Source organism: Paenibacillus protaetiae (genome assembly GCF_004135365.1).
Taxonomy (GTDB): Bacteria; Bacillota; Bacilli; order Paenibacillales; family Paenibacillaceae; genus Paenibacillus_AP; species Paenibacillus_AP protaetiae.
Genome location: NZ_CP035492.1, coordinates 1,764,330 through 1,786,354, shown reverse-complemented (window position 1 = coordinate 1,786,354; position 22,025 = coordinate 1,764,330). Strand labels below are relative to the sequence as shown.

The 22,025-nt window shown below is 43.8% G+C and carries 18 protein-coding genes and 1 other annotated feature; of the genes, 14 read left to right on the top strand and 4 right to left on the bottom strand.

Annotated elements, in window-relative coordinates; genetic code table 11:
- Nucleotides 1-134: 134 nt before the first annotated feature.
- Nucleotides 135-332 (top strand): hypothetical protein, encoded by a 198-nt coding sequence (locus tag ET464_RS08135; protein WP_129439914.1) that lies wholly within the window; start codon nt 135-137, stop codon nt 330-332.
- On the opposite strand, the gene lplA is transcribed toward ET464_RS08135, so the two are convergent.
- Entirely contained in the window at nt 329-1,321 is a 993-nt protein-coding gene (gene lplA / locus ET464_RS08130; protein WP_129439912.1) for a lipoate--protein ligase, read from the bottom strand. The genes ET464_RS08135 and lplA overlap by 4 nt on opposite strands.
- Nucleotides 1,322-1,394: 73 nt before the next feature.
- The gene (locus ET464_RS08125; protein WP_165279948.1) at nt 1,395-3,326 is read right to left on the bottom strand and encodes a sensor histidine kinase; all 1,932 of its coding nucleotides are present in this window, start codon (nt 3,324-3,326) and stop codon (nt 1,395-1,397) included.
- Nucleotides 3,327-3,542: 216 nt separating this feature from the next.
- Nucleotides 3,543-3,758: a binding site (T-box leader), on the top strand.
- A gap of 78 nt (nt 3,759-3,836) precedes the next feature.
- Here ET464_RS08125 and leuS point away from each other — a divergent pair.
- Entirely contained in the window at nt 3,837-6,275 is a 2,439-nt protein-coding gene (leuS, locus tag ET464_RS08120) for a leucine--tRNA ligase (protein ID WP_129439908.1), read from the top strand.
- Between the two features lie 34 nt (nt 6,276-6,309).
- Here leuS and comER read toward each other — a convergent pair whose 3' ends face one another.
- Nucleotides 6,310-7,149: a late competence protein ComER gene (gene comER, locus ET464_RS08115; protein WP_129439906.1), complete on the bottom strand. Its 840-nt coding sequence runs from the start codon at nt 7,147-7,149 to the stop codon at nt 6,310-6,312.
- Between the two features lie 134 nt (nt 7,150-7,283).
- On the opposite strand from comER, the gene ET464_RS19985 reads away from it, so the two are divergent.
- The 9 genes from ET464_RS19985 (at nt 7,284) to ET464_RS08070 (ending at nt 16,741) form a co-directional block, all read left to right on the top strand.
- Nucleotides 7,284-7,943, top strand: coding sequence for a ComEA family DNA-binding protein (locus ET464_RS19985; RefSeq protein ID WP_244226711.1), 660 nt, complete (start codon nt 7,284-7,286; stop codon nt 7,941-7,943).
- Between the two features lie 108 nt (nt 7,944-8,051).
- Nucleotides 8,052-9,347 (top strand): homocysteine synthase, encoded by a 1,296-nt coding sequence (locus ET464_RS08105; RefSeq protein WP_129439903.1) that lies wholly within the window; start codon nt 8,052-8,054, stop codon nt 9,345-9,347.
- A 91-nt stretch (nt 9,348-9,438) separates the two neighbouring features.
- Nucleotides 9,439-9,972: a deoxycytidylate deaminase gene (locus tag ET464_RS08100; protein ID WP_129439901.1), complete on the top strand. Its 534-nt coding sequence runs from the start codon at nt 9,439-9,441 to the stop codon at nt 9,970-9,972.
- A gap of 101 nt (nt 9,973-10,073) precedes the next feature.
- Entirely contained in the window at nt 10,074-10,973 is a 900-nt protein-coding gene (locus ET464_RS08095) for a ComEC/Rec2 family competence protein (RefSeq protein WP_165279947.1), read from the top strand.
- Nucleotides 10,974-11,575: 602 nt separating this feature from the next.
- Complete coding sequence (locus tag ET464_RS08090; protein ID WP_129439897.1) at nt 11,576-12,988, top strand: 3'-5' exonuclease; 1,413 nt, start codon at nt 11,576-11,578, stop codon at nt 12,986-12,988.
- A gap of 1 nt (nt 12,989) precedes the next feature.
- Entirely contained in the window at nt 12,990-13,673 is a 684-nt protein-coding gene (locus tag ET464_RS08085; RefSeq protein WP_165279946.1) for a DarT ssDNA thymidine ADP-ribosyltransferase family protein, read from the top strand.
- 7 nt (nt 13,674-13,680) lie between these two features.
- On the top strand, nt 13,681-15,312 hold the full coding sequence (locus ET464_RS08080) for an ADP-ribosylglycohydrolase family protein (protein WP_165279945.1): 1,632 nt from the start codon (nt 13,681-13,683) through the stop codon (nt 15,310-15,312).
- 98 nt (nt 15,313-15,410) lie between these two features.
- Complete coding sequence (locus tag ET464_RS08075) at nt 15,411-15,911, top strand: hypothetical protein (protein WP_129439891.1); 501 nt, start codon at nt 15,411-15,413, stop codon at nt 15,909-15,911.
- 242 nt (nt 15,912-16,153) lie between these two features.
- Nucleotides 16,154-16,741, top strand: coding sequence for a hypothetical protein (locus ET464_RS08070; RefSeq protein ID WP_129439889.1), 588 nt, complete (start codon nt 16,154-16,156; stop codon nt 16,739-16,741).
- Between the two features lie 96 nt (nt 16,742-16,837).
- Here ET464_RS08070 and ET464_RS08065 read toward each other — a convergent pair whose 3' ends face one another.
- On the bottom strand, nt 16,838-18,184 hold the full coding sequence (locus tag ET464_RS08065; RefSeq protein ID WP_129439887.1) for a hypothetical protein: 1,347 nt from the start codon (nt 18,182-18,184) through the stop codon (nt 16,838-16,840).
- Nucleotides 18,185-18,380: 196 nt separating this feature from the next.
- Here ET464_RS08065 and ET464_RS08060 point away from each other — a divergent pair, with 196 nt between their 5' ends.
- From ET464_RS08060 to ET464_RS08050, 3 genes are read left to right on the top strand one after another with little or no spacing between them, the layout of a single operon-like run.
- Nucleotides 18,381-19,580 carry an ABC-three component system protein gene (locus tag ET464_RS08060; RefSeq protein ID WP_129439885.1) on the top strand — a complete coding sequence of 400 codons (1,200 nt, stop codon included), beginning with the start codon at nt 18,381-18,383 and terminating at the stop codon, nt 19,578-19,580.
- On the top strand, nt 19,552-20,031 hold the full coding sequence (locus ET464_RS08055; RefSeq protein WP_129439883.1) for a three component ABC system middle component: 480 nt from the start codon (nt 19,552-19,554) through the stop codon (nt 20,029-20,031). The genes ET464_RS08060 and ET464_RS08055 overlap by 29 nt, the downstream gene beginning before the upstream one ends.
- Complete coding sequence (locus ET464_RS08050; protein WP_129439880.1) at nt 20,028-21,980, top strand: DUF3732 domain-containing protein; 1,953 nt, start codon at nt 20,028-20,030, stop codon at nt 21,978-21,980. Before ET464_RS08055 ends, ET464_RS08050 begins: the two co-directional genes overlap by 4 nt.
- Nucleotides 21,981-22,025: the final 45 nt, after the last annotated feature.

Below are 22,025 nucleotides of genomic sequence, written 5' to 3'. Positions count from 1 at the left end.
CGGCTTATGTACTATTGACGCGCCTAAAGACTAAAATGTTCTAGCATTCTGCGAGTTCCTTAATTTGGAATATATGTCCTCTGTTTAACAGCCATTTTGCTAGAACTTCTTCATTATACTAGCAGAATCGCCTGTTGGCGAGATTTTTCATAAAATGGGAAAATAATAGCGTCGAGAAATGGCGTTTCTTCCCGGTTTCGGGCGAAAAAACAGGAAAAACAGCGGCTTTTATCGCAAAATCAGACATGCTCAAAATGCCCGGAGCGATGATGCGGGCACAAACTCGCTTCATCGCTCCGGGCAAGCCATTCAATTGGAATTGCCTGTATTAAATAAGCAGCGTAAGCCATTCTTCTTCGGTAACCGGCCCAAAATAATAAGACAGGTCAACCGAAGACAACAAGTTTCGCAGCTCGTTGGCGTCGTACCGGAGACCTACAAGCTTGTCCGCAAACTCCGCGCTTTCGCCCCGCCCGAAGAAATCGCCGTAAATGGCAGCCTCCACGATTTTTCCTTCCTCAACCTGCAGTCGCACATCAAAGGTGCCGGCGCCTTCAATCCGTTTGGTTTGGCGGACATTGAAGGCAGGCGAACGGCCGTAGTTCCAATCCCAGTTCCGGTAGCGCTCGTCCGCAAGCTTCCGCACATTCGCCCAATCCTGCTCGCTTAGCTCATAGGTTGGAATCGGAGTCTGATTTTCAAAAATGGTATCCAGCAAATATTGCCTGAACTGCTCGATGGTCATCGGCTCTTTTAGAAACTCTGCAATATTGGCAACGCGGCTGCGAATCGATTTGGTTGCTTTCGAGATATATTTTTCTTTATTAACTTTGAGTGCGGAGACAACATTATCAATTTCCGAATCGAACAAGAGTGTGCCGTGGCTGAACATTTTGCCCCGGGTTGAAAATTGCGCATTGCCGGAAATTTTACGCTCGCCGACCTGGAGATCGTTCCGTCCGGACAGCTCCGCATCAACCCCCAGCTTCCGAAGCGCCGCAGCCACCGGCTCGGTAAACTTCTGGAAGTTATGAAACGACTTGCCGTCGTCTTTCATAATGAAACTAAAGTTAAGATTGCCGAGATCATGGTATACGGCGCCGCCGCCGGACAACCTGCGTACGACATGAATACCGTTCTCTTCTACATACTCCGCGTTAATTTCTTCGACCGTATTCTGGTTTTTGCCGATAATGATCGACGGTTCATTAATATAAAACAGCAGATAGTCGTCATCATCAGGCAGCGAGCGCAATATGTACTCTTCCAGCGCCAGATTTAAAGTCGGATCCGTTATATGGTTATTGTCGATAAATCGCATAGGCCATTTCTCCTTTACTAAACGAATGATCCTATTATACCGCCAAAAGAACGATTTTTCATATCCGGGGCGCTTAATCCGGCGTGTGGGCTTCTTTCTTCGGGGCAGCTGCCGCAGGAAGCCTTATGGCTGCCGCTGTTCCTTCTCCTTTCGTGCTGTTGAATCGCAGTGTGCCGTTCATGGCTTCGATGATGCGGAAGGTGACCATAAGGCCAAGTCCGGTTCCCTTTGATTTGCTCGAAAAATACGGCTCGCCCAGCTTGTTCATCGCTTCCTGGTCGATCCCTTCACCGTTGTCCAGCACGTGGATCACAATTTCTTTGCGCTCGGCCGCTGCATGAATTCTAATCCATCCCTCGCCTTCGGTCGTTGCTTCGAGACTGTTTTTTATCATATTGATTACCGCTTGCTTGAACTTGTCCGCATTGCCTACCGTATACAATTCAGGCTCTGCCACCAGCTCCAGTGTTGCGCTTTGCATAACGGAAAGCGGCTTCAGCATGTCGTAAATGGTGTACAGCTCTTCGGTGATGTTAAAGGTGGCCACATCGTCCATCTGCGGTTTGGCAAACGTAAGAAACTGCGTAATAATGCCGGAAGCGCGGTCCAGCTCTTCAATCGCCAGAGTCAGATACTGGCGGTCTTTTTCGACCGCTTTTTCGCCGAGCAGCTGCAGGAAACCGCGTGTAACCTGCAGCGGATTGCGTACCTCATGCGCAATGGAAGCGGCCAGCTGGCTGATCAGCTCCATTTTCTCCGACCGCTGAATTTCCCGGTTAAACATTTCCAGCTCCTGGGAGTATTGAACAAGCTGATCATGATTGGCGGAAAATTGCCGTCCCATCACAGCGATAAGCGACAGCAAAAAGAGGAGCAGCCCCCACTTCCAGTAGATCAAATGATAGGTTTCATCCTGAAAGTACCGGATGATTTCCAGCATTGTTACAACAGTAAACACTGAATGGCCTACCAGAAGAATAATGGCATCCTGATTGCCTTTACTGGCATAACCGATGGAATGAATCATGAGAATGATGAACAAGATTGAACCCATTATCGTAACCGGCAAAACCTCAAGCAGGCTCAGGCTGATTGAAGGCACGACCGTCTTGCCGAGCACCCATAGCAGTACCAGTATGGCTGTAGCGGGCATCAGCAGCTGCCTAAACTTCTTGGTCATGCCGTATATGCCGGGTCCAAGCACTTGTTCAAAAAAAACGGCCAGTGCCGGCGCAATGAGAAAGAGCGCAATATCGAAGCCTGCAAGGAGCGGTTTGCCGTAAGCGCCGTAATGATGGTAAAAGGCGGGCGAATAAGACACGATGATGACGCCAAGACAAAAAAAGATAAAGCATAACGACATCCACATCGACCGCTGCTCGCGTTTCAAGAAAAACAGGCATGTAACCATCGCTAGCGCGATAAACAAGAAGGAACCGCCGTAAAAAAGCTCAATCAAGCCGAATCTTTCGTATTGAGGCAGCATGTGATAATAATCGCCGACTACCATTTCAGGTTCCAGCGACTGTCTCTCTTCCGACAGCCTCAATAAAATAATGAGGCTGCTCCCATTATCGATTCCTGTTAACGGCAGCAGCGCGTAATTGACATCGTAACCGTAAGATCTTTCTATTTGATAGATCGGATTGTTTTGATGCTCGATAGACACGCTGACCGCAGTGCCGTATACGCGTTTCAGCCATATTCCCGGCGTTGCGTATGGAAGAGGGGGAATTTGAACACGCAATAACAAGGCAGTTGCTTGATTGGCCCGTTTGGTCATCGGGCTGTTTGGATCCGCTTTTTCCCATTTGTTTGGATCAGCATCATCCGCCCATGCCGCCGAGAACGGCCGGCCGCTTTCGTTAAGCCATTGATAGTCCCACTTGGTAATGATCGAAACATTTTGCTTCGACTCGTTATTTAAGGAAACTTGTTGTATCTGAAACATGGTGCCGATTATAAAAATAAGAGCACCAATCATCAGATAATGAGCCGATTTCATCTCAGTCCACTCCAATTTAATTTGTATCATTTTCCAACTTTTTTAATTCGACAACTTTCGAGTTTTCCCTTTTTCCAGAAAATAATATTTTTAGAAAAAAAGGACTGGAAACAAATATGCTCATAAGCTGGTCCGGCGGGTTCTTGTTGAAATCAGCCGTATCTTGACATCCATTCCATGCATCATTATAATCTAAAATAACCATCTTTTATCATATTGAAGGTATTGAAGAGGAGCAGTAATATCGCGGGGCAAGGCTTAGAGAGCCGGCGTTTGGTGCAAGCCGGACCTGCAGCGATACGAACTCGCCTTGGAGCTTTGCGTGCGAGCGCAACGTCTGGCCTGCGTTAAAGGCGACAAGTGAGCGTGAGGCAAAGCATGCCTGCCGCTAACTAGGGTGGTACCGCGTGAGAATAATCTCTCGTCCCTAGCGACAATTCGCTGGGGCGGGAGTTTTTTTTGTAAATGCCGGCAGCTCGTTATTGGAGAATGAGAAGGGAGTCAACTGAAATGGCGCAACAAACGCAAAATAACGGCTACAATCCGCTTGTATTGGAGCCGAAGTGGCAGAAAAAATGGGAAGAAGGCAAGACGTTTCAAACGAAAGAGGATGCGGGCAAACCTAAGTTTTACGCGCTCGATATGTTCCCGTATCCATCCGGAGCCGGCCTGCATGTGGGTCACCCGGAAGGCTATACGGCAACGGATATCGTATCCCGTTTCAAACGGATGAAAGGCTTTAACGTGCTTCACCCGATGGGCTGGGACGCATTTGGCCTGCCGGCCGAGCAGCATGCATTGGATACCGGCAAACATCCGCGTGATATTACATTTAAAAATATCGACAACTTCCGCCGTCAAATCAAATCGCTTGGTTTCTCCTACGACTGGGACCGCGAATTCAGCACGACGGATCCGGATTATTACAAATGGACGCAGTGGATTTTTATCCAGCTGTATAAAAAAGGGCTTGCTTATGTAGCGGAAGTGCCGGTGAACTGGTGCGAGGCGCTGGGCACTGTACTGTCCAACGAAGAAGTTATCGACGGCAAAAGCGAACGCGGCGGCCATCCGGTCATCCGTAAGCCGATGCGCCAATGGATGCTGAAGATTACCGCTTACGCCGACCGCCTGCTGGACGATCTGGAAGAGCTGGACTGGTCGGAAAGCATTAAAGATATGCAGCGCAACTGGATCGGCAAGTCGAAAGGCGCAGAAGTTACATTCCGCATCGACGGGCATGACGAATCGCTGGTTGTCTTTACGACCCGACCGGATACGCTGTTTGGCGCAACTTATTGCGTGCTGGCTCCCGAGCATGAGCTGGTGGATGCCATTACGACCGAAGCGCAGCGCTCCGCGGTGGCCGATTACAAAGATGCGGCAGCGCGCAAAAGCGATCTGGAGCGCACCGATCTGGCGAAAGATAAAACCGGCGTGTTCACCGGTGCATATGCCATCAATCCAGTGAACGGCGCGAAGCTTCCGATCTGGATTGCCGATTATGTGCTGGCAGGCTACGGCACAGGCGCGATTATGGCCGTACCGGGCCATGATACACGCGACTGGGAATTTGCGAAGCAGTTCGATCTGCCGATTATCGAGGTTGTCCAAGGCGGAGACGTTGAGAAAGAAGCGTATACAGGCGAAGGCCCGCATGTCAATTCGGAGTTTCTGAACGGGCTTGGCATGGAAGAAGCGATCAAAGCGATGATCGAGCATCTGGAAGCAAAAGGCTACGGCCAAGGCAAAGTGACCTACCGCCTTCGCGACTGGCTGTTCAGCCGCCAGCGTTATTGGGGCGAGCCGATTCCGGTCATCCATCTCGAAGACGGCACGATGAAGACGATTCCGGAGGACCAGCTGCCGCTGCTTCTGCCGGATGTAGACGCCATCCGCCCTTCCGGCACAGGAGAATCGCCGCTGGCGAACGTTACCGAATGGGTAAACACGGTTGATCCCGAGACCGGCATGAAAGCCCGCCGCGAAACAAATACGATGCCGCAATGGGCAGGCAGCTGCTGGTATTACTTGCGGTTCATCGATCCGAAAAACAACGACGAATTGTGCTCAAAGGAAAAGCAGCGCGAATGGCTGCCGGTTGACCTGTACATCGGCGGAGCGGAGCATGCGGTGCTTCACCTGCTGTATGCCCGTTTCTGGCATAAGGTGCTGTACGATCTTGGCATTGTGGAAACCAAGGAACCATTCCAGAAGCTTGTCAACCAAGGGATGATTTTGGGCACAAACAATGAGAAAATGTCCAAATCCCGCGGCAACGTCATTAACCCGGACGATATCGTAGGCGAATTTGGCGCCGATACGCTCCGTATGTACGAAATGTTTATGGGTCCGCTGGAAGCGACGAAACCTTGGAATACAAACGGCGTGGAAGGCATTTACCGTTTCCTGTCCCGCGTATGGCGCTTGTTTGTGAACGAAGACGGCCAGCTGAGCGGCAAAATGACGGACGGCGAAACGACGGACGCGTTCAAACGGACCTGGCACCGCACAATCAAGAAAGTAACGGAAGATTACGAGAATCTGCGTTTCAATACGGTAATCAGCCAGCTGATGATTTTTGTCAACGAAGCTTACAAAACCGACGTGCTGCCTCGTAAAGCGATGGAAAACTTCGTTCAGCTGCTTTCGCCGATCGCTCCGCATATTGCGGAAGAGCTTTGGGAGAAGCTGGGCCATAGCGAATCCATTACGTACGAGCCGTTCCCGGTTTATGATGAAGCTTGGACCGTTGACCAAGAGGTCGAGATTGTCGTTCAAGTTAACGGCAAAATTGTGGAACGCGCATCCATTGCTGCAGATATGGAACAAGCCGCGATGGAGCAGCTTGCCAAAGAGCTGGATAAAGTAAAAGAAGCCATTGCAGGCAAAACGATCCGCAAAGTCATTGCAGTTAAAGGAAAGCTCGTCAACATCGTAGCGAACTAAGCAAAAGCAACATAGAAGAGGTGAGCGGCCTGACTCAAGGACCGTTCACCTCTTTTTCATTAAACAGATCTTCGACTTTTTCGACGTCTTCGCGGAATTTATCATGTGTCGTATGCACCAGCCTGGTAAATACGCCCGGCAGCTCCTGCCGTAATATGTCCAGCGCTTGCGCGGTAATGCCGCCAGGCACGGAGACCCGGTCCTGCACTTGCGCCGGCGTCATTCCGCCTTCGGTAAGCAGCAGTCCGGTCCCGAGCAGCATTTCGCTGGCGATCCGGGTCGCTTCTTCCCGTTCGATGCCGGTTTGTTCAACGGCAGCTTCGATGAACTGCTCCAGCAAATGGGCAAAAAACGCCGGTCCGCAGCTGGAAATATCGGACACAATGCGAGTGTAAGCTTCTTCAATCCGCAGCGGCGCGCTAATCCGGCCAAGCAGCTGCTCCAGCGTATCGCGGTCCTGGTCGGTTACCCTTGTTCCGTATATGCAAAGCGTTGCGCCGCTCCATACATAATTGGTAATGCTTGGAATTACTTTTGCGATTTTGCAGGGCAGCTTCTGCTCCAAATGCTCGATAAGAACAGGGCTGGTAATGGAGATTAACAGCTGTTCCGGTTGAACGGAAGAAGCAATTTCAGCAACGACTTTATGAAATTCAAGCGGCTTGACGCACAGGAATACGATCTCGCAGCCTTTTGCCGCTTCCGTATTGGTAAGGACGGCCTTCAAACCGGGAAATCGGCGAGCAAGCGCTTCGGCTTTCGAGGGGGTCCGGTTGCTCACTTTGATCTGCTCGGGAGCGAGCGCATCCGATGAGATGAGAGCTTCAATCAGCAAGCTGCCCATTGTTCCTGTTCCGATAAATCCGACATTCATCCATGGAACCTCCAATCCCGGCAAGCACGGCTTAGTATCATGCTATATTATGAAACGGCGCAGTTCACCTGCTCCTTTACCTTATTCGAATGGTAACAAGAGTATGTCACTTTATGCGAAAAGGAGAAAAGACGATGATCCGGACTATAAATGGAAGAATAGCCGCAGCTGCCGGCTGCGGATTGCTGGCAGTTATCTTTTTTGTCATGGCGATGCAGCATCCAAACCATGAGCCGCCGGGATGGACGAAAGTGAACGGCGCGGCATCCGCGGCGTTGGATGAGCTGGAAGGCATAACCCCGGAAGGCGGCGACGCCAGAGAGACAGACGCCGGCAAAACGGATGGCGCCGGAGCGGAGAGGGCTGGCGGCGCTGGTGCGGCCGGAACCGGTGCGGCGGGAGAAGCCGGCAGCAGCGGTGCTGCAGATGCAGCTGCGGCAGGGCAAGAAGCGGCAAACGGGACAGGCGGCGCGGCTGTAACTGGATCTGCCGGCACAACGACAGGCGGTTCCGGCGCAGACGGGGCGGTTGAAGCGCCGTCCGGAGCGGAGGCGGCGGGGACAGCGGGGACGGGTGCAGCCTCCGGCAGCATGGCAGGAAAGCTGGATATTAACAAAGCAACTGCGGAGCAGCTGGATGCGCTTAAAGGTATTGGCCCGTCGAAAGCCCAGGCTATCGTGGCGGACCGGGAGACCAATGGGCCTTTTCGCTCAGTAGATGATCTGCTAAGAGTGAAGGGGATTGGAGAGAAGCTTCTGGCCGACATTAAAGACAGCATTGTAGCAGGACCATAATTGTGAGAGAATGGTAACAGCTTGTTCCAAGGGGAATTTTTCCGCTTTGCAAGCCTCAAGGCTTATGCTTGTCGGCCTATTACAGTTTTTCGAAGGAGTTGTCATTCTATGTCAAATGAACAAAAGCTCTCTCTTGAAACGTTATCCGTCCACGGAGGACAAGAAATCGATTCCGCAACTTTTGCGCGTGCAGTGCCGATCTATCAAACGACCTCTTACGGGTTCAAAGATACGGATCATGCGGCAAACTTGTTTTCGTTGCAGGAATTCGGCAACATCTACACTCGAATTATGAACCCGACCTCGGATGTGTTCGAGAAGCGAATCGCCGCACTGGAAGGCGCGCCGGCCGCTTTGGCTGTCGCTTCCGGACAAGCTGCCATTACGTATTCGATTTTAAATATTGCCGGCAGCGGAGATGAGATCGTATCTTCCTCCAGCTTGTACGGCGGCACTTATAATTTATTTTCCCACACGTTTGCAAAACTCGGCATCAAAGTGCATTTTGTAGATTCGTCCGACCCGGAAAATTTCCGCGCACTCATTAACGAAAACACAAAAGCGTTATATGCTGAAACGATCGGCAATCCAAAAGGCGACGTACTCGACATCGAGGCTGTTGCAGCAATTGCGCATGAGAATGGGATTCCGCTTATTGTGGACAATACGTTCCCGAGCCCTTACCTTCTTCGCCCGATCGAACACGGCGCGGACATCGTTGTTCATTCGGCTACCAAATTTATCGGCGGCCACGGGACGTCGATCGGCGGCGTTATCGTTGACGGCGGACAATTTGACTGGAAAGCAAGCGGCAAATTTCCAGGCTTGACGGAACCGGACCCTAGCTATCATGGTGTTGTATACACGGATGCGGTTGGACCGCTAGCATACATTATCAAAGCTCGCGTCCAGCTGCTGCGCGATATGGGAGCTGCGCTTTCGCCGTTTAACTCGTTCCTGCTGCTGCAAGGGCTGGAAACGCTTCACCTGCGTATGGAACGCCACAGCTCCAATGCTTTGCGCGTAGCGCAGTTTTTGGAGGAGCATGAAGCGGTGGAATGGGTAAACTATCCGGGACTGGAAAGCCATCCGTCGTATGGCGCGGCTCGCAAATATTTGCCGAAGGGGCAAGGCGCGATATTGACATTTGGCATTAAAGGCGGTATTGAAGCGGGCAAAAAACTGATTAATGCCGTTACGTTGTTTTCCCATTTGGCTAACGTAGGCGATTCGAAGTCGCTCATTATTCATCCGGCGAGCACGACGCATCAACAGCTTGGCGAAGCGGAGCAGCTTGCAGCAGGCGTAACGCCGGGTATGGTTCGCTTATCCGTCGGAACGGAAGGCATTGATGATATTATTGCGGATTTGACACAAGCGATTGCGGCGAGCCAGCAAGCGTAACGTCTGCTCCGGCGTCATCCTTTGCGCAGCAAGGGTAAGCAACGGACACGGGCAGCAAGATTGAAGGCAACAAGAGAAAGGAAGATTCAATATGGCTACATTAACGTTTGAAGCGGAACGCAAGGATTGGGATACCTATTTTATGGATATTGCGTATATGGTATCGACGCGTTCCCGTTGTCCCCGCAGACATGTCGGAGCGCTGCTGGTCCAAGGCAAGAAGCTGCTTGGAACGGCTTATAACGGCGCGCCGATGGGTGTTCCGGATTGCTCGGAAGCCGGCTGCATGATTTCGGAGCAGCTGGAAGTAGAGCTGGTGGACGGTGTGGAAAAAGCGGTGAAAAAACAGCGCTGCATCCGGACGATCCATGCTGAGCAAAATTTGCTGCTGTTTACGGACCGGATCGATCGGGAAGGCTCGACGGTGTACGTAACCGACGAGCCTTGCTGGACTTGCAGCAATATGCTTGCTAACAGCGGCATTAAAGAAATTGTTTATCACCGCGGTTATCCGAAGGACAGCGACAAAGTTAAACGGCTGATGGAAGCCAAAGGGATCACTTTCCGGCAATTGCTGGAGTATGAGCCGCCGGCTCAAGCCCGTATGAACGTTATAAACGAATAGCAGCGCAATTGAGGAAGAACCTCCGGCAGCATCCCAAGCGGATGCCGTACGGAGGTTTTTTTGTCGTGTATCAACAAGCATACAGGACTGGGGGAGAAAAGATGCGTATCATCAATCGGCGTCCGCTTGTCTGGTTTGCCGTCAGTTGGCTGGCTGGCGCAAGCTGTGCGGCTTCGCTTACCGGCATGGGCATCGTGTTCGCCGGATTGGCTGTAACGGCCGTGCTGGCAGCCTTGGCGATCGGGAAAGCGGCGACCTGGCGGTTGGCTGTGATGTGCCTGCTGGCATACGGGCTGGCTTCCGGTGAACGGCTGTGGGCCGATGCCCGGAACGTAACCGCTTTTACCGGACTCGCCGAGTCGGCTGACCCGTTGCAAACGTCGCCGGCCAGCGTATCGGGTACGATCGTATCGCCGGTTGAAGTCGACGGCGATATCGCGCAATTCCGCGCGAAGTTGTCGTCCGCGCGTGTTGGCAGCGAAGCGGGAGCCCGCCGGCTGAGCGAGACGGTGCTGGTGCGTGTGCGGCTGAAGGAGCAGCCGCAGCAGGAGATTGCCGCCGCCTGGCAGCGCGGCGAGCAGGTACAAATCGCCGGCGAGCTGCAGCAGCCGGCGGCACAATCCAATATCGGCGGATTTGATTACCGCCGATATTTGCGCAGCCAGGGTATCCACTGGCTGCTGCAAGTGCAGGGCACAGGCGCCGTGCACGCGGCGCCCGGCCCGGCATGGACGGCGGCCGCTTTGCTCGGCCGCATCGACAACGCGCGAGCGTGGCTCGGCTCGCGCGTAGACAAGCTGTATCCGGCAGACCAGGCCGGATACATGAAAGGGCTGGTCCTCGGCATACGCGAGGACCTGGACCCGGATCAATACGGCCAATTCGCAAGGCTTGGCCTTACGCATATTTTGGCCATATCAGGTCTTCACGTCGCTGTTTTTGTATATGCTTTCGGCGGCCTGCTGCGTCTGCTCCGTTTTACGAGATGTAATCTTGCATGAAGATTGAGACTCAGTTCATTAAGTGTGATACAGATTTTTTTAAATGTCCTTGTTTTAATAGGTGTAGTTTCACAATTAATTGAGAACGATGGTAGGAGGATGAAAATGAGAATAATTCCCGAATGCAGTATGCCTATGTAACGTCAACATTTAATGAGATAGTAAGATTTGATGTTTGAACATCCGGATTTCAGTACAAATATAAATTTTTGTAGTTCTGTTAAGTCCATCTGCTACGTCGTTGGTGATCTTATAGATAAACCAAATAAGCGCTAGATTAATTTTGGTACTTTTATTTTAATAATTTGATCGAGATAGTGATTACTGCCATCGCTAGTTGTTTGTATTGTTAAGACAAAAAATAAAATAGATGATATTAATCTACGTTTTGCTGTACTCGCGCATTAGGAAGCTGATTACATACATTTCATGTAGCAATTGTCCGATATCATAATTAGAGGCACGAACTCTGACAAAACGGTGATTTTATTTGCTCATTGGGTACAAAGAATCATCTAGATAGTTCGTATTAATTTGAAACCCAAATTTTGCATGGCTCGTATTAGTTTAATGAGTAAAAAGAACCTCTAGGGGGAACCGATGTGTCATTGCCTACGCCTGAAGGACTACAAGCCGAAGTCTTATATTTGCCTGAAAAAGGACATTATGTTGTCCTTGGCACAGCTGGTAGCGGAAAAACAACTCTAGCAATATTGCGGGCAGCTTATCTTGCTTCTACGCACTGTAAACAAGGTGAGAAAGTTTTGTTAGTTACTTTCAACAAAGCGCTGGTTACATATCTTAGAGCGATATCAGACCGGGAATTGAAGAACATTGATGTTATAAATTATCATAAGTTTGCCCGTGGATATATGAATTCTCGAAATAAGATGGGCTGGAATGTTATTGCTCCAGCAGAAACCAAAGTTAGCTTAATTAAACAAGCACTCATAAACGTTAAAAGTAAGTATCCGACTGCAACCACATTAGAACGAGAACATGAAGTATTCGTTGAAGAAATCAATTGGCTTCAAAAAATGGGAATTACAAATTTAGAACAGTATGAGGCAGTAGAACGTGTAGGAAGAAGCAGTGTATGGATTGCAAGAGCCAATAGAAAGTACTTCTTCTATGTGTACGAGGCTTACATTCAACTGCGGCAAGAAAGCGGATATAAGTATGATTTTGAAGAGTTAGCTATTCATGTTGTACAAGAGTTGCTTCAAGATGAGACACAGCGTATGTATAAGCATATTGTCATTGATGAGGGACAAGATTTTTCTCCAATGATGCTTCGATCTTTAGCATTAGCTGGTTCGAATGACGGCAGCCTCATTTATTTCGGAGATGTTGCTCAACAGATTTATGGAAGTAGGATTTCTTGGCGTTCTGCAGGTTTAATCAACCCTAAAATTTGGAAATTTGAACAGAACTACAGAAATACGAGAGAAATTGCATTACTTGCATTGGCGATCTCGAAAATGCCATATTTTCAAGATGATACAGATCTGGTTGAACCAAAATTCAAAAGAGCATCGGGACCGAAACCTGATTTGTTAAAATTCAATTCAGAAAATGATGAATTAGACTACTTTATTGAGGAAGTTATCCGTCATAATCGTACACGAACAATTGCAATTCTTGTCCGTGATCGTGAAACGGTGAATACAGTAATTCAAAAGCTAAGACGGATTACTCAAATTCAAGAACTGAAAGGTGAAATGAATTACTGGCAAGCTGCGCCTGGTGTATCTGTAGGTACATATCATTCAGCAAAGGGATTAGAATTTGATACAGTAATTTTGCCGTATTGCAATTCATCCAGATTACCGGTAGAAGAACGGATTCTTGCCCTAGGAAGCCGTGAAGAAGCTATGAATGAAGAAATCAAATTGCTGTATGTAGGTGTAACAAGAGCTAAGTCCGAGTTATATATTTCTTACACAGGTGAAATAACCGAAATGCTTCCAATTGATCCGGATTTGTACTACCAAGATGAGGAGGAAGATAAATAATATGTCTTCAATTGAAGATCTCATTGCAGAAAAGGGTATAACTAGAATTTGCCATTTTACCCGTTCTAACAAATTACCACATATTTTATCCAAAGAGTCGGGAATAGTGGCTAATACGGAATTGGATGATCAAATTGAATTACTTAGTCAAAATGACCCTTTACGCTTGGATGGTAAACAAGATTATGTTTGTTGTACCATCCAGTATCCAAATACGTGGTATTTGAGAAAAATTAAAGATAAAGACCCATTGTTTAAACAATGGGTTGTATTGTTAATTAATCCGAAATTGGCTGCCTTATCAACAACTCTTTATTGCCACAGAAATGCAGCTGCTTCCCACGGCGCATTTATAAAAGAGGGAGTTGAAGGGTTTGCCGGTATGTTTAAACAATCAGTGCAGGGGCAAAGAATAATAACAAGAACACCACGTATGTTACCTTGTTGTCCTACAGATGACCAAGCAGAGGTATTAATCTATAAAAATATATCAAGAAGTGCTATATTAGGGGTAGCTGTTCCTACTGAAGAGCAAGCTCGGATTGAAAAGGCAAGATTACGATTTGTTGGCGGGGTACCGGAAGATATCCCATTTATTATTGCACCAGATTTATTTGAAGTTACTTGGAGTGGAGCTGTAAGAAATGGACAAGTACCTTCAGAAATTCTCTATAGAGAGGGATGAAGGGTATATGGATTCGAAATCTAAGGTTGAATTTGTAGATAAATATCTCGGAGCATTATTAGGCGCGATGGTTGGTGATGCATTAGGTTGGGTTTATGAAGACAGAGGAATGAATACTGGGAAATATGTGAATATACAACGTAATTTTGTTTCATGGAGTCGGAGAGCTGGTGGGAGATATCAACCTCATGAAGAATATATTTCTGCTGGATCTTATAGTGATGATACACAATTGATTTTTGCATCAGCAAGAAGTCTACAATATAAAAATTGGTTTTCCCATTTTGTGAAAATTGAATTACCATCTTGGCTATTATATGAAAGAGGTGGCGGTGGAGCTACTAAAAGGGCTGCAGAAACTTGGAGCAATGGGCACCCACCATGGAAATTAGAAAAGCAAAATGTGGATTCTATAAAAAGATATTTTAATGCTGGTGGCAATGGTGTCACAATGAGGATTATGCCCCATGTGTTTTTTTGTAAAAATAGGCTGGAAGAATTAACAAATCAAGTTTTCTTAAACGGTATAGCTACACACGGTCATCCAAGAGCGTTATTAAGTGCAATTGTTTTCTCTTGGGCAATGCATTATTTAGTACAGAAAGAAAATAATCTTGAGTATGGTGAATTAGTATCATATTTATTAGATAATAAAGATAACTGGGGACAATTCCCGAAAGTAAATAATATTAAAGATTGGAAAGAAGCTTCGAACTTTGCTGCAACAGTAAAATATGATGATTTGTGGGTTGCAACAGCTAATGAACTAGTGAGTGGACTTGAGTTAATCTCGAAAGCAATGAAAAAAGGACTTCGAGATTCTAAAATGGAAACTCTTGAAAAATTAAATTGTTTCGATAAATCAACAAGAGGGGCAGGTACGGTTGCTACATTGGTAGCTATTTATATGGCATCTAAGTATGCTGCCGATCCAGCTTCAGCAGTAATGGATTTAGCTTCTATGCAAAATGCGGATACTGATACGATTGCATCGATGACAGGATCACTACTTGGAGCTATTCACGGTACAGAGTGGATTTATCCAGAATGGTACTTAGTGCAAGATTATGATTATGCTAGAAAATTAGTTCATAATGTAGGACAAATAATTTTTGAAGATACTAATGAAACGTTATGGAACTCGTCTGACAATAGAAACATTAAGGAAAGTATACCGAATTTGAAAAGAGCAGATTCAATTTCTATTGGACCATTCTCGTCTGTAACATTACAGGAGGTAAGTAAGAATAAAACGAGCTCCAAAAATTTCAATATATCCACATATCAATTCAAGTCCGACGAAGGACAGACAATTTACATAAAAATCATCAAGAAAATATCTGAAAGACCAGACGTAAAGCAAATTCAAGGGTCAATTGAACCGCAACAAAAAAATTCAATCATAAATAAAGAACCCATTAAAGTTATCTTGAGTGATATTGACATTGAAAAATTAAGTGGGATCTTGCCACCGAGGGTAACAGCAATAAAGCTATTTGCCCTTATATCTGATTTCTTGCAAGAAAAGGGGAATATACAAAAGCTAATTACAAAACACGAAAGCAAAACTTTAAACGTAGACAATATTAAGCAAGTTCTAGCGTTACTTGAAAACAATTTAATAAAATCTGAAAAATAGATAGTATGTACTGTTTTGTTGAAATTCTATAAGTAAAGTTTGTTTGAAACTTTGCTTTTTATATTTATGGCTTTAGTGAAGCGGGGTTATTGAATATAATGGTGTATTATGATAAGCGAGAATTTTCCAAATTGATTCTAGAACAACTGTTAGAAAGAACAAGCAAGAACGCATTAGAATGGAGCTACAGTATAAAATATGAAAAAAATGAAAATGGACCTCTTTTTCTTCGCGATCAAATAGACTCGAAAAGCTTAACAATTGAAGATGAACTACTGAAAATTGATAAGGAAATTGCGGAAAAGTATTATATTTCCCACAAAAAGAGTTATTTTTGTAGATATAATTATTCGGAAAGTTTAGAAGTAAGTAAATTCATAAGAATTTCCTTGATTTATTTAAACGCTAATGAAGAAAATATTAATGACAAACTTCACCTTGTGTGTCACCGTGAACATAAGGAAAAAGTTATCGTACTCGCTGACTCATCGGAAAATGAGGATCTGAAAAAGAAGTTATTTGATTTACATAATTGTATCAAATTGAAAACATGTAAGGAATTCAAAATACTAGATAAAATGTTATTAAATGAAACATGAAGCGTATTAAACCTAATGGCATTTCAAAAAGAAAAAAGGGAGCGCTTGTTAATTCAAGCGCTCCCTTTCAATTTCAGTAGATGGCAGGTTATTGCTCGTACAGAAACTTGAAAAATAGGTGTTAAAACTTAAGTTCTCGGTATTTATGTATCTTTGATACTATCTTTTAATATAGAGAGATGAAATGGGATATGATGAACTGATTTTTTTGATAAATAAATAAGTTGAAAGTAGGTATACCAATGAGTATCCATCATCAAAAAGGAATTGGAAATGTAGTTGGCTTTGTATTTTCATGCCCAGGAAGGCAGGAGAAAATAGCAGGCTATCCTGCAGCAGGAACGACTGGTAATAACCTTGCTCTTTTCTTAGACTTTTTCAATCAGTTCCAAAAAACAAAGTTTACAAGAAAGGATATCACAATTTCAAATGCTTCGACAAAAGTAATGTATGCAGCTAATAATAATGGTCTTACCGAGGCAGATCGTAGTGATATTCTTCGAGTACAGAATTTAAATCGTTTAGCGAAGGAGTTGTCAAAAATAGAAGGTGTAATTATTTGTTGCGGTGGAAGAGCAGCACTTGCTGTGAATGCAATATCTCGTCGACTTCATCCAGAATGTAAAATAATTCATATTCAGCACCTTGGAATGAAAAGTCTCAATCAAATTAAATATGATCGGTCAGGTATCGAGATTATTGCATCAAACAAACTTTGTAGAAGTTATAAAGAAATAAGAGTCGCGGGTAACAAAAATACGCATCTTCGCTTAGAGAAACTTGCTTTTGATGCTTCCAAGGATGCTACTCGTTTAGGTGCTTCACTTTAAAATAAACTAATAGCTCCTTTTTATTTGAAGCACCGTAAAAAAGAAGGAAAGACCTTCTGTGTTTGCGGTGCTTCATTTTACGATAAACAAACTAATTTATAAATGTTGTATTTTTTTATATAGCCAAGATATGAATTTTATTAACATAATGAATAATCCTATTCCACCGATTAACCATCCAGTTACAATCATCACTGGGTATGTAAGGACTTTGAAAAAAGGTACAATACTTGAAAGCATGATGATTAAAAAAGTAATCGTCGCGATGAGCATAGCTATTCGCTCCAGCTTTTCTAAAAACGGGCGTGTATTAAAACGTATCAATAAATGAAATATTAACCAAATGCTGATGCCTACGACCATTGCAATTGCAGCTGTATGTCTTAATGATTCACTAGAGATTCCAATTGACCGTTTTGTGTACTCTGTAAGTAAATAAAAGGCTTCTTCGACTTTGCCATCAATAAGAATTTTATGAAATAGGAACATCCCAATAGCCATAATCATTAATAATAAGTAGGCATTAACAACATTCAGTTTATGACCTGTTTTCCACAGTTCACGTTGTTTAATACCTATTTCCACAAAATCTTGTTTCTGCTTCCTCATCATCTGGGTTACTTTCGTAATCGTTATTAATTCATAGCTTAATAGCTCCATCTGTTCTAATATCTGCTTTTCATTATGTTTAAATTCGGATTTTAGCCATTGTATTGCCTTATCAATAACTGAAGTAAGGCTGAACAGTAACCCAATGACGGATAATATAAATCCGGATAAATTCAGGCTGTTTATAGGGCTTCCCAAATATAAAGTGATTTGAATCGCTGTAAATACAAACATGACAACTAGAACAACTGTCCAAAGTACAAGTTGTCTAAATGTTCGTTCATCTTCATTCACAGTTGAGTAACTATAAATTGCAAAAGCCAATAAAAAGTTAATCAAAAATATTATGGAGATTATCAGTTTGATACCAGTTGTACTTATAGAAAACTGGGACAGCGGTATCATCCATAAAAATAAAAATAGTAAGCTTATTAAGATAACAAAGCTCACAGATTTAAAAACACGTGAAATAAACTTTGACTTTTTTATGAGAGAAACTAAGATGAATAGCTCCCTAGGAAGGTTAAACTGGGTGTTATGATAATTTAATGAGATCACACTAAATAATATTGAAAAAATAAACAAAATCATGGAGTAAATCGTAGCTCCGCCTATAGTTATCTCACTATTTAACATAGTGAAGAAGATTGCCAAGACAAAGTAAAGTGTAAAGCCAAACAAGCACGAGGGAATGAATATATATATTAAATGAAGAAGAAATCGGAATAACTTAAATCTTGGGTGATTGTGAGGAACACGAGACAAACAACTATTGATGAATATAGCATTAGCAATTAGAAGTTTCCCAAATATAGAAATATCTCTATCGTTCATTATAGTGAGCCTCCCGGTTACTTAGAAGCTAATTCTATAGTATTCAACTTTGTTTTAATAATTCTATTCTTAGCTGATTTAGGTGTTGGTGTTCATTCAGTAAAGGAATGAGAAATTTTGTAAAAGAGTGGCGCTGGTAGTAATTGCTTGATAGAATAATGGAGTATCCTGTAATTTTTTGTATGGGGGAATCAGTATGACCACACCATTTTCAGCTGGGGGATCTGCTATAGGCTACCTCTACCAGTCTAGATATGCGCTTTACCTATTATTGCAAAAAATTGATTCTAAAGTATCAATAGAAAAGTTGGATGATGTTGCTTTTGAAGATGGTTATTCACCCGCTGAACTTTTACAACTTAAGCATCATTTAAACACATCTGCTTCTCTAACAAATGCTTGTTCCGATTTGTGGAAAACTGTACGAGTGTGGAGTGAGGCATTGAAAGCACAAGTTTCAGTAGCCAGGTTAACATTAGTAACAACATCCACTGTTCCACAAGACTCCATTGGTTACTATTTGAAGGACAACCTATACAGAGAGCCCATGAAGGCTAGAACAATGATGCTTGATGTAATCGCGTCTTCAACTAATCAAACGAATCAGGCTGCATATCTAGCGTTCTCCATATTGACACCTGAACAACAATTATCGTTAGTAGAAAATATATATATTCTTGACCAATCACCGGATATTGTTGATATCGCTGGAAAGATTAAGGGATTGTTAGCACTATCAGTAAGAAGAAACTTGATCGATGCCTTGTATGAACGGCTTGAGGGATGGTGGTTTCACCAGGTTGTTGTTCATTTAAAAGGGCAGTCAAGCGGAACTATAACTGGCGCAGATTTATCTGAAAAAATTCATGATATTGCTGACCAATTAAGACCTGATAGTCTACCAATTGATTACCATGGGGAGCTTCCCGAAGATCCTAAAACATATGATGGTAGGCAGTTCGTAAAACAACTGCAAATCATCTCACTCAGTGAAAAACGAATCGAACTTGCTCTGAGAGACTATTACCGGGCTTTTATGCAAAGATCTAGATGGATCTCTGATCAATTAGTAAGTATTAGCGAATTGGAACGTTATGAACGAAGGTTGCATGAAGCATGGGAGGAATATTTCGAAATTTTAACTGAAGCTGGTATTGAAGGGTTAACCAGTGCCGAGTTAGAAACAAAAGGAAAAACTTTGTACGATCGCTTAATGCAGGCAAATCATCTAAGTATTCGTCAAGGCTGTACGGAACCCTACGTTTTGAAAGGGAGTTACCATATCCTTGCCGATAAAGTGGAGGTTCCGATAGGTTGGCATCCGCATTTCAAGCAAATACTTGAAAAATTTAAGGGGGAGCAGCAGGATGAGAAATTGGCACCAACGTCCTACTGAAGTTGCGAACCTTCTTAATCCAGCCTTTTGTGGATACATACTTAGAGAATATGTTAAGTCTTATGAAAATGAAACTGGATCTGGGGTTCCGTTCGAACTTATGTTCCTGCTGCTACCAATAGTTTTGCATCGACACACACGGGACCAGCTGCCGTCGACTATACGTACTCACCTTCAAGCATGGCTACAATCTAATCCTGAAATTCGGATTGGTTTTGCTAATCGTGTAAATGATTTGATCATCATTACGCGAGAAGCCATGATATTCCTCATAAATAAAGGTTATCTCTCTGAATCAAATGGAGTTTTCCTCGCAACGGATAAGAGATATAAGCGGTTTCCAATTGATGATGAAATTAAAGAATTCGTGAATAAGAGCAAATTTATTGGTCGTTGGTTTTCTAGTTCTTCAAGTACTACAATCTATACAATGTGGGGGATCTGTCCGTGAGCATACAGATAAAAGAGATCGCTCTTTATAATAAGCAGGGGCAAAAGCGAATTGTTCCCTTTATGCTTGGTAAAGTGAATATTATTACTGGAAAATCTAAAGTAGGTAAATCAGCCATTATTGAAATCATAGAATATTGTTTAGGACGATCGGAATTTAGAATTCCAGAAGGTGTCATTCGTAACCATGTCGCTTTTTTTGGAATTAAACTCGTCTACGAACAACAAGAAATTATTATTATTAAAAAAGCGCCGGAAGGAAATGCACTAAGTCAAAGCCAACTTCATCTAGAGGTAGGAACAAATCTCATATTCCCGGAGATTGTTGACATAACAACAAATAGCAATGACGAGAGTTTAATTGATTATTTAGGAAGCCTTATTGGTATTTCAGCTAATTTACATATCCCTTCAGATGGACAATCACGTGATTCGTTGGAAGCAAATTTTAAACATGCACGAACCTTTCTCTTTCAAAAGCAAAGTGTAATTGCGAATGAGTCTATATTATTTCATCGACAAAACGAGCAATTTATACCGCAAGCTATTAAAGATACACTTCCATATTTTTTAGGTGTTATTCGAGAAGACCAGTTAAAATTAGAGCAAGAACTTCGACAAACAAAAAGGGAACTGAAATTGTTACAACGGAAACTACAAGACGCTGCTTTGATTGTTGGCAATTCAAGTTCACAAGCAGGGACTTTATTTGAAGAAGCGAAACAAGTTGGATTAATTGATGAAACTCTTCAAGTAGAAGACTCGAATTATGTACTTAGCTGTTTAAGAGGCACAATGAAATGGAAGCCGTATTCTGAACCCATTTTCGAAACAGATCGTTTACAGGAATTACAATCAGAAAGACGAGCATTAATTGAACACATAGCACAGGTTAATGATCAAATAAGTTCAGCCAAAGCATTTGCTGCTGAAGCTGTTGGCTACACTCATGAAGCCAATCAACAAAGATTGCGTCTGGAAACAGTGAACTTATTTCCAGATGATGGCGATGGGCAACATCATTGCCCGTTATGTACTTCTAGACTAGGAGATGTCATTCCATCAGTTGAGCTGATCAATAATTCACTTGTGAATTTAAGGAACAATTTAACATCAGTTGAAAGAGAACGACCAAAACTACGTGAATTTCTACAAAAGTTGGAGTATCAGTTACAAACATATAAAGAAGAAATACAAACCATTACAAATGCCATGAATTCACTTTTGATGGAGCAACAAGTAGCAGAAGAAGTAAAAGAGATTAATACTAGAATAGCAAGAGTCGTGGGTAGAATTAGCTTGTTTTTGGAAAACTATCAAGAAGTGCATGAAGATAACGATTTGAAGATTCAAATTGCTGAACTGGAAGGAAAGATCAAATTATTAGAACAGGAACTTGATAAAGATAAAAAAGAAGAATTACTTACATCCGCTCTAAGCAGAATATCTACTTATATGACAAAATGGGCTGAGGAATTACAACTTGAACATTCCACCTCTCCATACCGTTTAGATCTGAAGAACTTAACAGTTATTGCCGATCAAGAGGAAAGACCAATTCCAATGTACAGAATGGGTAGTGGTGAGAATTGGCTTGGATGTCATCTAGTTTCACATTTAGCACTTCATAAATACTTTATTCAGAGAGGAAGACCTGTGCCTTCATTTATAATCTTGGATCAGCCAACACAGGTTTATTTTCCACCAGAGAAATATGAGGTAATGGAAGGATTAGATGAAGAGCTCACAGACGAGGATCGTTTAGCAGTATCACGGTTATTCAATTTGCTGTTTTCTGTCTGTGAAGAGTTACAAGGTAACTTTCAAATAATCGTTTTAGACCATGCCAATATAGACAGTAAAGAATATCAAGATTCACTTGTTGAAGACCCTTGGCGAAATGGTAGAGCCTTGATTCCGACTAATTGGATAGAAGAAGGAAACTATTAGGCAACTGCAAATAATATTACACTGGCAGCAGTGATGTAAGGGCTA

What these genes read in the sequence shown, in the direction of transcription:
- ET464_RS08095 (WP_165279947.1), top strand. Translation starts at nt 10,074, where the DNA reads ATGCGTATCATCAATCGGCGTCCGCTTGTCTGGTTTGCCGTCAGTTGG.
- ET464_RS08075 (WP_129439891.1), top strand. Translation starts at nt 15,411, where the DNA reads ATGGTGTATTATGATAAGCGAGAATTTTCCAAATTGATTCTAGAACAA.
- ET464_RS08065 (WP_129439887.1), bottom strand. Translation starts at nt 18,184, where the DNA reads ATGAACGATAGAGATATTTCTATATTTGGGAAACTTCTAATTGCTAAT.
- ET464_RS08070 (WP_129439889.1), top strand. Translation starts at nt 16,154, where the DNA reads ATGAGTATCCATCATCAAAAAGGAATTGGAAATGTAGTTGGCTTTGTA.
- ET464_RS08060 (WP_129439885.1), top strand. Translation starts at nt 18,381, where the DNA reads ATGACCACACCATTTTCAGCTGGGGGATCTGCTATAGGCTACCTCTAC.
- leuS (WP_129439908.1), top strand. Translation starts at nt 3,837, where the DNA reads ATGGCGCAACAAACGCAAAATAACGGCTACAATCCGCTTGTATTGGAG.
- ET464_RS08125 (WP_165279948.1), bottom strand. Translation starts at nt 3,326, where the DNA reads ATGAAATCGGCTCATTATCTGATGATTGGTGCTCTTATTTTTATAATC.
- lplA (WP_129439912.1), bottom strand. Translation starts at nt 1,321, where the DNA reads ATGCGATTTATCGACAATAACCATATAACGGATCCGACTTTAAATCTG.
- ET464_RS08080 (WP_165279945.1), top strand. Translation starts at nt 13,681, where the DNA reads ATGGATTCGAAATCTAAGGTTGAATTTGTAGATAAATATCTCGGAGCA.
- ET464_RS08055 (WP_129439883.1), top strand. Translation starts at nt 19,552, where the DNA reads ATGAGAAATTGGCACCAACGTCCTACTGAAGTTGCGAACCTTCTTAAT.
- ET464_RS08085 (WP_165279946.1), top strand. Translation starts at nt 12,990, where the DNA reads ATGTCTTCAATTGAAGATCTCATTGCAGAAAAGGGTATAACTAGAATT.
- ET464_RS08100 (WP_129439901.1), top strand. Translation starts at nt 9,439, where the DNA reads ATGGCTACATTAACGTTTGAAGCGGAACGCAAGGATTGGGATACCTAT.
- comER (WP_129439906.1), bottom strand. Translation starts at nt 7,149, where the DNA reads ATGAATGTCGGATTTATCGGAACAGGAACAATGGGCAGCTTGCTGATT.
- ET464_RS19985 (WP_244226711.1), top strand. Translation starts at nt 7,284, where the DNA reads ATGATCCGGACTATAAATGGAAGAATAGCCGCAGCTGCCGGCTGCGGA.
- ET464_RS08105 (WP_129439903.1), top strand. Translation starts at nt 8,052, where the DNA reads ATGTCAAATGAACAAAAGCTCTCTCTTGAAACGTTATCCGTCCACGGA.